Here is a 17537-nt window from a genome sequence, read left to right on the forward strand (position 1 = left end):
TTCATAATGTTATACTACTAATTCTAGATATATCTAATCAAATGCATCCAAATTTAATGTTTATTTTTTTCTTCTGAAGTTATATTCACATATGGAACCTCAATTACATCTAATATAAACATGAAAATAGGTATTCCTATAATTAATCCTAAAACACCACCAAGGTGCTCTGAAACTAAAAGTATACTTAACGTATAAAATATAGGCAGCTTAGTTTTTGAAGACATTAATTTAGGATTTAAAATATACGCCTCAAATGCATGAAGTAAAGCAACCATTATAAGTATATAAACAACATGAACTAAACCTCCGTTATTAAAAGCGACAATACTTAAAGGTAATAATGATATTATCACTCCGGCTACTGGTATTAACCCAAGTAACATTACCATCATTCCAAACCCTAGTAAATGAGGAAATCCAATTATCCATAATCCAATAGTTGAAAGTATTCCATTTACCGTAGCTATAGCAATTTGTGCCTCAATAACCTTTCCGAAAGATGACATAAACTTTTCCCAAAAAAACTCGAGTTCACTGCAAATTCCCGAAATTTTACTTTGCTTAAATTTATAAGTGAAAAAGATTATCCTATCCTTTTCTAAAAGGAAGAAAATACTTAAAATTAATGAAATTATAATATTAATTCCCAGCCTGCTTATATTAGAAATAGATTGAACAATATAATTTATACCTTCTGCTGAAAATATATGGCCATAGATTTGATCCAATTTTTCTCTAACTAATCTAGCGATTTCATTATCTTGAGAAGAACCATAATATATTTCTTGTATTTGCTTAATAACCTGTCTAAATTCATGAATAACTAATGGTAGAAAGTCTATTATTATTATGAACAACATAGTAGTTACAAATAACGAGACTGCTAATATCATTACTTTATAATTTATTCTTATCTTTCCTTCAAATCTGTTTATTAAGAACTTTGAAACATTATGTATTAAATATGTAAATACAAAAGTTAAAAGCATTAAATTAAGCATACCTCTCATTGCATATAAAAACATAAATAATATCAATAATGTTATAAATCTTTTAAAACCTTGACTTTTTAAAATTTGCATCATATTTGGCATAAATAACTACTACTCCTTGCATATCTTATGCTTTTAAATTTGGGTGATTTCCATAAGAATTACTAATTTGATTTAAAAATGTTCCCTCATACTTATACTAACAGTTTTGCTTTTCCATGTAAATGATTTTAGGATACAGATACATCAAAAATCCTATTTAGATTAATTTTAAAAATTATAATTAATAAATAAGTAAATAAAATCAAAACAGGATAAATTATTATATATTTTATCCTGTTTCCAATTATTGTATTCTTATTCATAATATTTTTTATAGTAATTATTAAGTTAATAATATTACATAGGCATATCAGTGCCTATACTCATCAATTCCGGATTTAACATTCCAAAAATCATAGCTATATGAGCTACTACAAGGAATATTCCTACAAATATAGCGTGTAATTTAAGTTTATCTGTTTCATTCTTATTAGCTGATATAAGTCCAAGTTCAAGCAAACTAATTCCAAGAAGCGGAACCACGCCTAAAAGATAAAATCCTACAGCTATTACATCTGCGATTCCTCTCCAACCACCCGTAGTTGTTAACGGCATTACTGCATTTATAAACAGATAAATAAAAATGCCTAAAAAATAAAAACCAGCGAAGATTCCAGTTATTTTATTAATTTTTCTCGCAGTGCCTGTAAAGTTTCTCTTAAAAAGTATCATAAGTTCAGTGATGGCAAGTGTCTCTGCACAAATAACTGGTATCGCCATAAATATAATCAGATTCCACGGTTGATTTTGTGCGAGTAATTCCATGTAATGGGTCATATTATTCATAATTTAGATCCTCCTTTAAAAGTCTTGGTAATAATATAATTTTATAAAATTCATATGAAGATTTTATGAAGATTTTGATCAAATTCTTTTTTCTATAAGTATTTATAATTCTTAGTTTGATATGATTTCCATTTATTCTAAACATATTTTTAGGGTCACATAAAAAACACAGCATATTATACCGTATATGCTGTGCTTTATGATTAAAATAAATCCATAAGATTTTTTTCTTTCTGCTTAAACTTTAAATTCTTGAATTTCTTCAAGTAATCTATCTGAACTTTCTTTCGTAAGTTCAGCTTGCAATATTACTTCTCTAATACTATTAGCTATATCTATAGTTTTTCCTGCTATATTAGTTGAACCATTAGCACCTTCAGTAGCAGCACTACTTACTTCATTTATTATATGGACAATATTACTAATAGATTCACTTAATTTTTCCGCTGTACTTGAAAAATCTGAAACTAAATTATCAACAAAAGACGCATCATTACTATATTGTTCTCCGGTTTCAACAAGAGTCTCATAATCCTTCAGTACATTTTCATCAATAAATTGCAACATATTCTTAGACTCTGAAACTAGGCTGTCCACAGATTGTATAACTGTTTGAGTCATACTTTGTATTCCTCCTGCAGCTTCCTTCGAATCTTCCGCCAGTTTGCGTACTTCTTCCGCGACCACAGTAAAGCCTTTCCCCGCTTCCCCTGCTCTAGCTGCCTCTATAGCTGCATTTAATGCTAATAAGTTTGTTTGTTCTGATATACTCAATATTGTATCGGATAGTATCTTTATTTTTTCTATAGTCCTTGTTTTTTCTATAGATTTAACCATACTAGCGTGAGTTTTATTATATACATTTTGAGCTTTTTCATTTGAAGTTAACGCTTTTACTTTTAACTCCTCCGCTCTTTGCTTTATTTTCCTAGCTGCCTCTTTTCCCTCTTTGGCCTTCATAGCTGTTTCCTCAACAGATAATTCAATCTCTGAAGCAGTTTCATTCATTTCATGTGTTGATGCTGAAGTTTCTTCTAGCCCAGCTGATAATTGTTGAGTAGTGGCAGAAATACTTTCTATATCTATTTGCAATTTATTTAATTGTTCATTAGTGTTTCTTACATTTTCCTGAATCACATCAGTCTCTTTTATAACATCACTAATAATTGACTTTATTCCACCCTGCATAGACTCGATAGCCTTACCAATATATCCTATTTCATCTTTTCTACTTAATGGCTTCATATTCATTTTCACACTAAAATCGCCTTTTGCAAAAGAATTAATATCATTCCTAACTATCTCTAAGTCTTTTGTTATATATTTTGCTATAAAGATTGATATTATAAATCCTATAGCAATCATAATTGCACTTATTATAGAAATATCTATTGCTAAACTAGTAGTTTTATTTAATACTTCTTCATAAGACAATCCTACAAAATACATTCCAATAATCTTACTATTTTTATCTTTTAACGGTATATAATATCCTTCTACATCAATACCTTCTATAGTAACTTTTCCTATGTAATTCTCTCCACTTTTTAAAACAGTATTAACAACTTGCTCATTTGCCTTTGTTCCTATACTCCTCTTTCCATCTTTGTCTTTAACATTAGTTGTTACTCGAGTATCATTCATAAATATTGTAGCATACATATTAGTCCTATTTTTAACTTCATCAACTACATTGAAATCATTGTTAATTTCTGAATTCCCCTTGTATAACTTGTCACCCTTAACCTCCCAGTCTCCTGGATATTTTTCATCAAAAACTATTGTAAACATGCCCATATTTGAGTTAAGATCTTTTTCAATATTCATTTGTAATATATTAATCACCTTGGTATAAGTCCCAATTCCTAATGTCAACGAAAAAGTAACAAGAACCAATGAAATTATTATTGATATCTTCCATTTTAATTTCATAAATACCCTCCCTTAAAAGTTAGAAATATATTGCATTTAATGTGTTTTTTATCTTTACTTATTAATATTTTCTATTTTATAGAAGTCTTTTAATGATCCGATAAAACGATTTTCGTATAAGGTTCCCAGCTTATGATCTTTTATCTTAACTCTGGAATTAGGATCTACCCCATTTTCTATGCAATGCTTTGCGAAAACCTTAATCTGCTTTTTTCCAATAGTGTGAGGCTCTAAGGAAGGTTCACCCTCCAATGTATAAAAATCTTCTTTTTCAAGTTTCACAAATCTTAATATACTATCATAATTAATTTCCTTCTTATCTTTCGAAGACATTATAAAAGCATGATGATAATTATACTTTTTTGCCATTCCGTGATCATAACTTTCTATATATCCATTCTCAAGCACTATTCCAATCGTTGGTATGTATTTTTCTATAATGACTTACTCCCCCTAAAGTAATAGACTGTGCCAAAATCATTAGCCCATAATTAAAATTTTCATTTTAATTATGGCCTTAATATTTAGTACAGCCCTTACTACTTATGTTATATTATTTTAATTTTACTAATAATTCACCAGTCTTAACTTGTTTTCCTTCTTGAGCCAAAATAGATTCAACAGTTCCTGCACTAGATGCAACAATATTGGTTTCCATTTTCATCGCTTCCACAACAAGTAAGCTATCGCCCTCTTTAACGCTGTCGCCTTCCTTAACAAGCACCTTTATAATAGTTCCTGGGATACTTGCTCCAATTTCAAGCGCATTATCTGGATCAGCCATCTTAGATGAATCATCTGAACCTGAAGTATTTATAATTCTTTCAGTTTTATCTTTTATCTTAATCTCTCTTCTATTCCCATTGATTTCGAAGTCTAAAGTTCTGTTCCCTTCTCCATCTAATTTTCCAATTTCAATTAATTGAACAATCATTGTCTTACCTTCAGCAATTTCAATTTCACTTGTTTCGCCTTCTGCAAGTCCATGGAAGAATACATCACTGCCCATACGGCTTACATCACCATATTCCAATACAGATTTTATATATGATTCAAATACATCTGGATATAGTGCATAACTTATTATATCTTTCTTACATGGAGTAAATTTATATTTTTCTTTTAAATATGTTTCAATTTTATCAAAATCTTCTGGTGGTAATAATTCTCCTGGCCTAACAGTTATCGGTTCTTCTCCCTTTAATACAAGTTCTTGTAATTCCTTAGGGAAACCACCTTCTGGTTGACCCATCATTCCTTTGAAATATGAAACTATAGAATCTGGAAATGCCATATTCTTAGCCTTTTCAAGAATATTTTCAGGTGTCAAATCATTTTGAACCATAAAGATAGCCATATCTCCAACCATTTTTGATGATGGAGTAACTTTAATAATGTCTCCAAGCATATCATTTACTTTTTTGTACATATGTTTTACATCATTGAATCTATGACCAAGGCCAAAGCTTTCAACTTGTGGTTTTAAGTTTGAATATTGACCACCTGGAATCTCAAATTTATAAATTTCAGCACTTCCTGATTTTAAATCAGATTCAAATTGATTATAAACTGGTCTTACTGTATCCCAGTAATCAGATAATTTTTGAATTCCACTTAAATCAATACCAGTATCTCTGCTTGTATTTCCAAGAGCTGCTACTATTGAATTTAATGCTGGCTGACTTGTAAGTCCTGACATACTATTAAAAGTTGTATCAACTATATCAACTCCTGCATCTGCTGCCATTAATACTGTCGCAACACCATTACCAGTAGTGTCATGAGTATGAAGATGAATAGGAATTGAAATTTCATCTTTTAACGCACTTATAAGCTTCTTAGCCGCATAAGGTTTAAGTAATGCTGACATATCCTTTATAGCAAGTATATGCGCTCCCATTTTTTCAATTTCCTTAGCTTTTTCTACATAGTATTTCAAGCTATATTTGTCTCTGGTTTCATCTAAAATATCACCTGTATAGCATAATGCAACTTCTGCTACCTTATTACATTTTAATACTTCATCTAAAGATACTTCTATACCTTTTAACCAGTTAAGTGAATCAAAAATTCTAAATACATCTATTCCATTATCTGAAGATTGTTTTATGAATTCTCTTATAACATTATCCGGATAGTTTTTATATCCTACAGCATTTGCTCCTCTAATAAGCATTTGGAACATTACATTTGGAATTCTCTTTCTTAAAGATTCAAGTCTCTTCCATGGAGATTCTTTTAGGAATCTATAAGCAGTATCGAAAGTAGCGCCTCCCCACATTTCAAGAGAAAATAAATCATTTCCATAAACAGCTGTTGCTTTTGCAATATTCTTCATGTCCTGAGTCCTAACACGAGTTGCCATTAATGATTGTTGAGCATCTCTCATTGTTGTATCTGTAAGAAGTAGTTTCTTTTGATCTTTTATCCATTTAACTACACCTTCTGGACCTTGTGCATCTAAGATTTGCTTAGTACCACTTAAACCATCTAAAGATGTTATTACTGGAATATCCGGTACATCATATTCTCTTTTATTTCCTTTAGTTTCATTTACTACTTTTTCTCCAATGAACTTTAAGATTCTAGATTCTTCATCAGTTCTTGGATTTATATCAAATAATTGTGGATTATCTGATATAAAGTTAGTATCGCATTCACCTTTTTGGAACTTTTCATTATTTAACACGTTTATTAGGAAATCCACGTTAGTTTTAACACCTGAAATTGTTAACTCTTTAATTGCACGAATAGATTTTCTAACTGTGTCTTCAAATGTTCTTGAATATGCAGTGCTCTTTACAAGTAAACTATCATAATATGGACTTATCACTGCACCACTATATCCATTTCCACCATCAAGTCTAATTCCGAATCCTGATCCAGTTCTGTAAACATCAATTTTACCTGTATCTGGAGAGAAATTATTTGAAGGATCTTCTGTAGTTACCCTGCATTGAATTGCATATCCTCTTGGTTTTATATCTTGCTGAGAATATATTCCTACTTCTTTGGAGCCTAATTCATATCCTTCTGCTATTAAGATTTGGCTTTGAACTATATCTATACCAGTTGTCATTTCAGTAATAGTGTGCTCAACTTGAATTCTAGGGTTCATTTCTATAAAGTAGTGATCTCCGTGCATATCAACTAGAAACTCAAGAGTTCCCGCACTTCTATACTCCACAGATTTAGCTATCTTTAAAGCATCAACACATATCTCTTCTCTCTTTTCTGGAGTTAAAGATAATGCTGGAGCAACTTCTATAACCTTTTGATGTCTTCTTTGGATAGAACAATCTCTCTCATAAAGATGTACTATATTACCATACTTATCTCCCAAAACTTGAATTTCAATATGTTTTGGTCCTTCTAAGTACTTTTCAATGAACATATCATCGTTACCAAAAGCTTTTTTAGCCTCATTTTTAGCATTTCTAAAAGCAGTAAGAATTTCATCTTCATTTCTTACTATTCTCATTCCTCTACCGCCACCACCAGCAGCAGCTTTTATCATAACAGGGTATCCACACATTTTAGCAACTTCAACTGCGTTATTTTCATCAGTTATTGGCTTTTCTACACCAGGTATTACTGGTACGCCAACACTTTTAGCTACTATTTTAGATTTAATTTTATCCCCTAATTTATCCATCATTTCTGATTTTGGTCCAATAAATTCTATACCAACTTCTTCACATCTTCTTGCAAATTCTGGGTTTTCAGATAAAAATCCATAACCCGGATGTATAGCATCCACGTGCTTCTTTAATGCAAGATTTATTATTTCATCAATATTTAAATAAGCTTCAACTGGTCCTTTGTTTTTTCCAATTTGATATGCCTCATGAGCTTTAGTTCTAAAAAGAGCAAACTTATCTTCCTCTGTATATATAGCCACTGTTCTGATACCAAGTTCATGACAAGCTCTAAAGATTCTTATCGCTATTTCCCCTCTATTAGCAACTAGCACTCTTTTAAATTTTTTCCCCAATTAATATACAACTCCTTTAATGCTTATTATTTATTTATAATGAGCTATTCATTGCAAAACACTATATTAAAATAGATTCTGCAATTTTTACAACTCATATTTTGTCATAATACAAATTTACGCTGTTTAAAATTAACATAATAGATTATAACATATTTCTTACTATTTAACACATATTATTTATGTTTTATATTAATTTTTACACGATTTTTGTCACAATTACAATTTATTTTCTTTATCAAATATGAATCTTTTATTTTTTTTTCCTTCATTTCTTTGGCTTTTTTTTACAATAACCCAAGGATTTTTAGTTCAATTCTGATGTGCAATTAGGACATCTTATTGCATTAATATGAATTTCACTATAACAATAAGCACATATTTTCTTAGTTCCAGCTGGTTTTTCTTCTTTCTTTTTTGTAAATCTATTAATTTGTTTTATAACCATAAAAATAGAAAAAGCTACTATCAAAAAATCAATTATATTATTTATAAATAAACCATAATTTATAGTAGCAACTCCTGCATTTTTAGCCTCCTGTATTGTTTTGAACTCCCCATTTCCAAGGGCAATAAATAAATTTGAAAAATCAACCTTTCCCACTAATAAACCAACAAGCGGCATTACAATATCATTAACTAAAGATGTAACTATTTTCCCAAAAGCACCGCCAATTATGACACCTACTGCTAAATCAACTATGTTACCTTTCATTGCAAATTCTTTAAATTCTTTTAACATATAAAAATCTCCCCTTTTATAAAATTAATATACCTGCAAATATTAAATTTACTGTTATAACTTATACAATTTCATATACATGTGAATTAAAAATCAACAAGAAAGTGGTATTTGTAACGTAATATAACAAACTTCTTTCTCAAAATGAAGCCATGTTTATAGGTAATCCTATAAACATAGAACTAAATACAAAAACAACTATCTTAGACTTATTTTTATTATCTGTTTCTCAAGTAAATTTATTCTACTATGACAATTTCAAGTTATATTTTATCATATTTCAACAAAAATATATCTCCCATTAACTTCCATGTTAAATATGTGAACAAAAATAAAAGCATATGCATTTATCTATTCTTATCAACAGAATTAAATAAACACATATGCTTTTAGATTTAAATTACAACTTAATTATCATTCATTTTCAATTTTAAATATTATCAATATAGACTTCTTAAAATTCTAATTATCTTTAAGTACTTTATATATTTTAAAATCCATTGATTTCAAATATATGTTTTCACCAACATTTGATATCTGCGAATTTATGAGGTCTTTAATTAGGGAATTAATAGGTAATTTAAATTCAACTTGCTTTTCCTCATTATTAATAGCTATGATTGTCATTTCTTTTTTATAAGAACGTTCAAATATAATCAAATTTCCTTCACAATATAGGGTTTTATAAGATCCATAAATTAATTCCGGATTATCTTTTCTTACTGAAATTAATTGTTTGTATAAATCAAATAATTCTTTGTTTTGTTTTTCCTCTTCCCATACCATGCACTTTCGAGATTCTGGTTCCTCTCCTCCCCAAAGTCCAATTTCATCTCCATAATATATATATGGTACTCCTATGTATGTGAATTGAAAGGCAATTGCTAATTTCATTCGCTCAACCTTCTCACCACATTCAGTTAAAAATCTTTGTGTATCGTGGCTCCCAATCAAGTTCCACAGCTGTCTTGTTATGCTATCCATATAAATATTTCTATTAATAGATAAAATCTCACTAAACATTTTCGCATCTATGGTTCTGTTACCAAAGAAATCTACCAAAGCACCTTTAAAAGGATAATTCATAATTCCATCAAGCTGATCTCCCTTTAAGAAAGAGCTAGCCTCATGCATAATTTCTCCGATAATTATAGCTTCCTTTTTATGATTTTTTACATCCTTCTTAAAATCTCGCCAGAAACTGTGATCTACTTCATCACACACATCAAGTCTCCAGCCATCTATTCCAATTTCATCTATCCAATACTTTGCGACATTTAATAGATAATTTTTTACTTCTTCATTATTTGTATTAAACTTTGGCATTGTTGCAACATTATCAGCAAAAGTATAGTAATTCACATCTTCTAACCTTGCTGGAAATCTATCTATAAAATACCAGTCTTTATATTTAGATTTTTCTTGATTTAAAAGTACATCTTCAAATGCAAAAAAATCTGCACCAGAATGATTAAATACTGCATCAAAAACCACCTTAATATTTTTATCATGGCATTTCTTTACTAGCTCTTTAACTTTTTCTATATCTCCAAATTGTAAATCAATCTTATAATAATCAGCCGTATTATATTTGTGATTAGAAGATGACTTAAATATAGGGGTCAGATATAGTAAGTTTGCACCCAAATCCTCCAAATAGCCTAACTTATCAATTATTCCTTGTATATCACCACCAAACATTGATGCTTCATTTACATCATCACCCCATTTCGCAATATTTTCAGGGTCATTGCTCTTATCTCCATTACAGAAACGGTCAACAAAAACTTGATATACAACAGCTTCTTGAAGCCATTTTTCTTCATTATATACATCTGCTGGCGCTATATAAGGATATTGAAACGCCGTCGCTTCTTTTCTTCGTATCTCTTTTCCTCTGAGTCCTCTTTCATCTAAAAAGAACCTATTCCCTTCACCATCTATTATCTCAAAAAAATATCTATACCTATTTCTCTCAACAGATATATCTGTTGAGAAAAAATCAAATAAATTATTAGTATCTTTAATTTTCATTTCTTCTACATTGAAGCTATTTTCCCAATCATATCTGCTTTTATAATGTATATTGCATATTTTTATATCATTTTTAGCAGCTCTTAGTGTAACCGATAAGGTGTTGATATCTTTTGCATATGCATATGGTGTATCTAATATATGATATATTGCATGTTTGTTCAACTTAAAATTCCTCCTCTATTATGCCTGTAAGTGTTCTACTCTTTTACTGCTCCTGAAACCAAACCCTTAGAAATAAACTTTTGAATAGCTACAAAAAGTATTGCAAGGGGAACAGAAATCATTATAGAACAAGCAGAATACATAGGCCAGTCTGTTAACTTTCCAGCTGTAAATGACTTTAACCCTATTACTAATGTTTTTAAATCTTTATCTTTAAGCAGCGATGCCGAAAATACAAACTCTCCATAAACCGCAATAAATGAGAAGAAAAAGATTACCACAGACATGGACTTAGTTAATGGTAAAATTATTTTGGTAAATATCTGCCACACAGTAGCCCCATCAACTTTTGCAGCTTCATCTAATTCTTTAGGAAGCCCATCCATATATCCTTTCATAAGCCAAATATTATAAGCACTTCCTGCACAAAGTATTAATGATAAAAATATTAGATTGTCCATTCCAAAAGATAGTCTATATGCAACTGCTAATATTGCTGGCACACTCATTATTGTAGGAAACATTTGAAGTATTAATAATAGCATTAAACCCTTTTTTCTACCTATAAATTTTAATCTAGAAAATGCAAACGCCGCTGGTAATGTCATTGCTAATTGAATAATTGATACCAATACTGCCACAAATGTAGTATTAACCATCCACTTAACAAAACCAATATTATCACTTAATGCTTTTTGGTAATTTTCAAAAGTTATTGCTGTTGGAATAAGATTTTTTTGCATGAAACTTGTCCCTGTTGAAAGAGATGCTGCTATTATAGCGAATATAGGAAATATTATTATTAATATAGATACTATTAGAAATAATCTTTTCCCCCATAACTCTATCCACTCTCGCTTAGTCATCCTCTTTCTATATGTTAGTCTTTCCTCCGATATAGACAATTGTTTATTTATACTTACATTAACTTCTGACATTAGTTCTCCACCTCTTTAAATTGTCCTGATATCTTCATATTAATTATTGATAAAGTCCCTATTATTACAAATAATAATATGGACATTGCGGCTCCAAGACCAAAGTTCCCTTTATCCACTGACATTTTAAAAGTCGCAGAACCAATAATATCAGTCCATCCAGCGAAGGATGAGCCCGCTTTTGATGGTCCTCCCTCTGTTAGTAGATAAGCAGAGTTAAAATTATTAAAATTGAATGCAAAATTGGCTATCAAAAGTGGATATGATACGTTTGTCAATGATGGAAGTGTTATACTTACAAACTTCTCCCATCTACCTGCCCCATCAATGTCTGCTGCTTCATAATATGTATCAGGTATTGCTGCCAATGCTCCAATGCATACATTCATCATATAAGGGAATCCAAGCCATAAATTAACTAGGATCACAGCTACCCTCGATGTCATAGGGCTTGTTAGCCATAAAATCGGATCATGTATTAAGTTGAATTGCATTAAAATGCTGTTTATAGCACCATATTGACTATTAAACAACCCTTTAAATGAAATTATTGTTATCGCTCCTGGTAATGCCCACGGGATCACTAGGAGCCCTTTATAAATGAAAGCTTCCTTCATATTCTTATCCCCTAGAGCCATAGCAAATATAAGTCCTATAATAAAAGCCCCCAAAGTAGATACTACCGTAAAGACGAGCGTCCACTCAAGCAGCGGAAAAAACTCAGCTTTTAGAGGTCCTGTTAATACTTGTTGAAATTGATATAATCCAACTACTTTCCATCCATTAGCAGTTCCATAACCATGATTCTGATTTTTTAATGTATAATTAGTAAATGCTATAAATATTGTATATAGCATTGGTAACACACTTAATATGGTTATGCTTATTATAGCTGGTGAAAGATATCTGTAGCTTTGTATGCTATCTTTTAATTTAATTCCCATTATTACTTTAGCCATATTCTCACCTTCTTTTATTATTTTTATGAATGCTATTCCAAGCCTAGTTTAAAAGATAATTTGTTCATATAAGTAAAACATAAGCTTGGAATCTTTTTTCACTCTAATTTTTGCTAGCCTGAATTCCATCCTTAACTGCTTTTTCTATATCTTTAGCTACTGCCTCTGGATCTTCTCCACTTAATATCCTTGTCATATTCTCCATTGGTTTCCACACTGATTCAATTTCAGGTACATTAGGAATTGGTACAGCTGAATTTGTTTGCGCTATAAATCCTTGTGTAAATTCATTGTTCTTTATTTCATCTTTATTCAATTCCACCTTAAGTACAGGAATTCTATTGCCTATTTTATATAGTCTCTCTCCAGTATTATTAGCTAAATACTTCATTAAGCTCCATGCTTCATCTTGTACTGGCGATTTACTGCTTACGAATCCGGCTTGTACACCCATGAATGTTTTTGCCTCTGTTCCATTTATTGGGGGAATCTTCACCACTCCAAAGTTTACACCGGCATCTTTAAAACCACTAATGTCCCAAGGTCCCCCTATATAAAATATTGCATCTCCTGTTTTAAACGAGCTATTTGCGATATCTGCAGTTATATCTGCTGGCATCAGTTTATCCTTTTGAACTAAATCCTGTAAAAATTTATAAGCTTTTATTGCTCCGTCATTTGCAAGTCCTATATCATCTACTTTTATATTTCCTTTATCTCCTCCAAATATATACCCACCATACGACTGAACAAAAGCTGCTCCATAATAGAACTCATTCATTGAAAATTGAAAACCTGATGGACCATATGCTTTTGCTTGCTTTACTAAATCTTCAATTGTTTTAGGTACTTCTTTAACTTTATCTTTGTTGTAGAATAAAGCATAAGTCTCCATAGATAACGGAACACCATATGCTTTTCCATCATAAGATACAGCATCCCAGACAGCACTATTTACATACTCTTCTTTATTTGCAAAATCTTTTGGAACTTCTGAAAGTAATCCAGCCTGCTGAAATGTTCCTAAGTTATTATGAGTTATACCAAAAACTAAGTCGGGTCCTTTTGATGAATTCGCTGCTTGCAGAAAGGACTGAAACGGTGAATTATCCTTAATTACCTTTACCTTTTTTCCATTTTCTTTTGCCCATTCTTGCGCAATATTATCTAATTCCTCAACCTCATTGTCCATTAAATATGACCAAACCACTATTTCCTTGCTATCCTTCTCAGCGGAAACCGCAGATGACTTTCCACATCCAGCAAGCATAGATAGAGAGCAAATACCTGCAACGAGCATAGTAGTAATTCTTAATTTTTTTCGCATCTTAACCCCTCCAGATTATTATCTAAAATAGAATACATTGTTAAACGATTGCAACCTTTACAGGTTTATTATATCAACTTTATATTTAACAATTGGTTTTAAATTGACCTTTTTTATTTCTAGGTACCCAAATTTCTATATTTTAGTATATAATTTAATTAATATATAAACTTAGTTATTATTTTATTAGGAGGTGCCTTTTCATGTATGACGCATATGATTCTGATAGCTATTTTTTTAGTAATGAAATTACTTTTTTAATGGAACAAAAGGATAAACAAGCAATTCTTGATATAATTGAGCAGAAACATAAAGATGAGAATAAAGAATTTATCCCAATAGCAACTAAAAAAAATGATTTAATGATTTGGAATGTCATATTTGCTAGAGAAATAATTAAACAAGGTACATCTAAGCAGTTTATTCATACTTTGTATAATAAATATTATAGAACAATTCAGACCTCAAATAGCTTAGAACTCCTTCAAAAATTAGAAATTAATATTGCCACATCATATCTTGATATATTAATTAATTTTGTTGAAGTTACTGACAATTTTATTATAAACAAGGTTATTGGCTTTTTATATATACGTTTGGAAGATCACTTAAGTCTTAAGGAAATATCTGACGAATTAAAAGTTTCTGTCGGGTATATCTCTAGGTGCTTCAAGAAGAACATGGGCATATCAATAATGACTTACTTTAAAAACATAAAAATAGACAGGGCTAAAACTTTGCTAAAAAACACTGATAAGACCATACTCGAAATTTCAGCACAACTTAGTTTTTGTGACCAAGGAAACTTCTCAAAAGCCTTTAAACTCGTAGTAGGAATGACTCCAATGGATTATAGGAACACTTATTATTTAAAAGAGAAATAATAAATAAAAAAGTGTCTATATTAACTAATGCTCATTAATTAACAGACACTTTTATTTACATATTCATGATTTTTGTTTTTTATACTCTTTAATCGATAAACCAGTACACTTTTTAAACCAGTTACTAAAATAGTTCGGATCATCAATACCAATCTTTTTTGAGATTTCATAAGCTTTTGCATTTGGGTTCTTAAGCATTTCAATAGCTATTTTTACTTTGGCGTTTACAATATACTCCGAAAAAGTCTCATCAGTTTTTTCTTTAAAAATCCGGCTTAAGTAGCTTGGATTAACATAAAAATATTCAGCAACCAACTTTAAAGATAAATCTCTATTAGATATATTTTTCACTATAAATTTCTTAATTTGTTCTATATTCAAATTTTTATCATCTGTTTCACTAGTATCATTTAAATTTATTATATTGTTAAACGCAACCATCTTTTCTTTAATATCTTTGTATTCTTTTTTCTTTAAATATTCATTTTGGATCTCATCTTTTAGCTTTAAAACCGAATTCCTCAATTCATCTTCATCTATAGGCTTAAGTATAAAATCACTTACACCAATCTTTATACTTCTTTTAGCATATTCAAATTCATTATAACCTGTAATAACAATAACCTTTATATCTGGATATTTCTCCAATATACTCTTACTCATATCCAATCCATCTGTTACAGGCATGTTTATATCTGTTAAAATAATATCTGGCTTTTCTTTATTTATGAGATTTAATCCTTCAACTGCATTAGAAGCTTCAGCAACAATCTCCATGCCAATTTCATCCCAATCAATGCAATTTTTTATTAGGTCTCTTATAAGATGTTCATCATCAATTATCATAACTTTAATAATGTTATCCATAAATTAATTCACTTCCTTTAGAATATTCATTAGGGAACTTGATTTATCTTGAAACTCTAGGCATCTTGATTGTTATTTTAGTTCCAACATCTTTCTTGCTTTCAACAATAAATTCATGTTCATATCCATAGAATACTCTTAACCTTTCCTTTGTGGTTCTTACTCCAATGCCAGTAGTCATATTCTCATTTATATTTCTAACTTGTGATTCATCCATGCCAATTCCGTTATCTTCTAAAGTCAATATAACTTTTTCTTGCTCCTGAAAAGTTGATATTCTTATCTTTCCTTTATCTTTGCTGCTTCGAATACCATGATAAATAGCATTTTCAACCAATGGCTGTAATACTAACTTTATTATCTTAAAATCATCGCATCTAGGATCTAAGTCATATTCAACCTCAAACATATCTTCATATCTTATTTTTTGAATAATTAGATAGCTTTTTACTGTATTTATTTCTTCTTTTACTGTAATAATATCTTTTCCATTATTCAAACTTGTTCTATAGAATTTACCTAAAGCTTTTATCATTTCATATATTGTTTTATTTTTTCCGAGTAGAGCTAAAGAATTAATAGTATCAAAAGTATTGTATAGAAAGTGAGGCTTTATTTGTGACATTAATAAATTTAATTCATTTTGTCTTTTTATCTTCTCATCTTTACGTATTTTATCTAGAAGTAAATTAATTTGAGAAATTGCAATATTATATCCTTTTTTTAATTCTCCTACTTCATCATTGTACGTTTTTATGTTAACAATATTAAATTCACCACTTTCAATCCCCTTCATTGATTCACTGAGTTTCTTTAAAGGCATTGTAATAAATTTAGATATTACTATAGATCCAATAATAATTAATAGAAAATTTATGATACTAAAACATAAAAGAAAATAATTAGTATATTTAGTTTGCTGTGGCGATTGGTTGTATTCTGCTACAGTTGTCAAATTCCAGTTATAGTCCGAATTTTTAAGGTTTGATATTATATAATCCTTATCTTCTATTCTTTCCTCTAAGAAAAACACTTTTGATTTAGACTCATTATAATTTTTTATTTCTCTTAGTATTTTAGAATCAGCCTCTGACCCTGTTATTAATTCATCTTTATCATTCTTTATAATCAATCGTGTTCCGTATTGGTTATTTAATTTCAGACTTAAATTATAGAACGCATTCTCATTCATGTTTATAATTATTAAACCAATCTTTTCGCCAGTATTTATATCATTTATTTCTCTTATGAGTGATACATAGTTATTACCATTGCCCTCAAAAAATCCTCCACCGTTTAATCTTAATATATATTTACCTTTACCCTCTAATAATTCATTATACCATTCAGAATTTTTAATCTTCTCAATCTGAAAATCCTTATAAAAAACATTTTCCGAATAATACTTATTTCCGTAATTATCCAATACATATATCGAAGATATATTAGAACTGAAATTCGTGAATTGTATTAGATAATTACTAATATTATCATCGACACTTCCTTCTTTCTGAATTTTCTTTAATGTATTTTGGACGTTATCACTTGATATAATCATCTTTGAAACGTTATTAACATTATCAATTATCATGCTAGTATTAGTTTCTGCGCTTTCTAAAACTTCAACCGAACTTTGTTTCATCTTCTCTATATTATAAATAGAATTTATTTTCTTATATGCAAATGTAAGTATGACTGTTGAAAGCACAAAAATTATTGAAAAATATACAATAATCTTTATACTTATTTTTGAATTTAAATATTTATCCTTCAAATTCTTTAATATAAACAATTTATTATACATTTAATCAT

13 protein-coding genes are annotated in these 17537 nt (G+C 29.7%); 1 reads left to right on the forward strand and 12 read right to left on the reverse strand.

What is annotated here, in order from left to right:
• Nucleotides 1-53 precede the first annotated feature (53 nt).
• The 10 genes from CLCHR_RS02400 to CLCHR_RS02445 form a co-directional block, all read right to left on the reverse strand.
• A complete protein-coding gene (locus CLCHR_RS02400; RefSeq protein ID WP_079438089.1) occupies nt 54-1097 on the reverse strand; it encodes an AI-2E family transporter in 1044 nt (347 codons plus the stop codon).
• A gap of 297 nt (nt 1098-1394) precedes the next feature.
• Nucleotides 1395-1883, reverse strand: a complete 489-nt coding sequence (locus CLCHR_RS02405; RefSeq protein ID WP_079438090.1) for a DUF6803 family protein — start codon at nt 1881-1883, stop codon at nt 1395-1397.
• A gap of 237 nt (nt 1884-2120) precedes the next feature.
• Nucleotides 2121-3815, reverse strand: coding sequence for a methyl-accepting chemotaxis protein (locus tag CLCHR_RS02410; protein WP_079438091.1), 1695 nt, complete (start codon nt 3813-3815; stop codon nt 2121-2123).
• A 54-nt stretch (nt 3816-3869) separates the two neighbouring features.
• Entirely contained in the window at nt 3870-4184 is a 315-nt protein-coding gene (locus tag CLCHR_RS02415) for a hypothetical protein (protein ID WP_139376199.1), read from the reverse strand.
• A 184-nt stretch (nt 4185-4368) separates the two neighbouring features.
• Nucleotides 4369-7809 (reverse strand): pyruvate carboxylase, encoded by a 3441-nt coding sequence (locus CLCHR_RS02420; protein WP_079438093.1) that lies wholly within the window; start codon nt 7807-7809, stop codon nt 4369-4371.
• A gap of 307 nt (nt 7810-8116) precedes the next feature.
• The gene (gene mscL, locus CLCHR_RS02425) at nt 8117-8551 is read right to left on the reverse strand and encodes a large conductance mechanosensitive channel protein MscL (protein ID WP_079438094.1); all 435 of its coding nucleotides are present in this window, start codon (nt 8549-8551) and stop codon (nt 8117-8119) included.
• A gap of 462 nt (nt 8552-9013) precedes the next feature.
• A complete protein-coding gene (locus tag CLCHR_RS02430) occupies nt 9014-10750 on the reverse strand; it encodes a glycoside hydrolase family 13 protein (protein ID WP_079438095.1) in 1737 nt (578 codons plus the stop codon).
• Nucleotides 10751-10785: 35 nt separating this feature from the next.
• The gene (locus CLCHR_RS02435; RefSeq protein WP_139376200.1) at nt 10786-11688 is read right to left on the reverse strand and encodes a sugar ABC transporter permease; all 903 of its coding nucleotides are present in this window, start codon (nt 11686-11688) and stop codon (nt 10786-10788) included.
• Nucleotides 11688-12647, reverse strand: coding sequence for a carbohydrate ABC transporter permease (locus tag CLCHR_RS02440; RefSeq protein WP_242965980.1), 960 nt, complete (start codon nt 12645-12647; stop codon nt 11688-11690). Before CLCHR_RS02440 ends, CLCHR_RS02435 begins: the two co-directional genes overlap by 1 nt.
• A gap of 103 nt (nt 12648-12750) precedes the next feature.
• Nucleotides 12751-13974: a sugar ABC transporter substrate-binding protein gene (locus CLCHR_RS02445; protein WP_079438096.1), complete on the reverse strand. Its 1224-nt coding sequence runs from the start codon at nt 13972-13974 to the stop codon at nt 12751-12753.
• 203 nt (nt 13975-14177) lie between these two features.
• On the opposite strand from CLCHR_RS02445, the gene CLCHR_RS02450 reads away from it, so the two are divergent.
• Entirely contained in the window at nt 14178-14858 is a 681-nt protein-coding gene (locus CLCHR_RS02450) for a helix-turn-helix domain-containing protein (protein WP_079438097.1), read from the forward strand.
• Nucleotides 14859-14921: 63 nt separating this feature from the next.
• Here the strand turns inward: CLCHR_RS02450 and CLCHR_RS02455 are convergent, their stop codons facing one another.
• Together CLCHR_RS02455 and CLCHR_RS02460 are read right to left on the reverse strand one after the other, a co-directional pair.
• Nucleotides 14922-15725, reverse strand: coding sequence for a response regulator transcription factor (locus CLCHR_RS02455; RefSeq protein WP_079438098.1), 804 nt, complete (start codon nt 15723-15725; stop codon nt 14922-14924).
• Nucleotides 15726-15768: 43 nt separating this feature from the next.
• Nucleotides 15769-17529, reverse strand: coding sequence for a sensor histidine kinase (locus tag CLCHR_RS02460; protein WP_079438099.1), 1761 nt, complete (start codon nt 17527-17529; stop codon nt 15769-15771).
• Nucleotides 17530-17537: the final 8 nt, after the last annotated feature.

This window comes from Clostridium chromiireducens (assembly GCF_002029255.1).
GTDB lineage: Bacteria > Bacillota > Clostridia > Clostridiales > Clostridiaceae > Clostridium > Clostridium chromiireducens.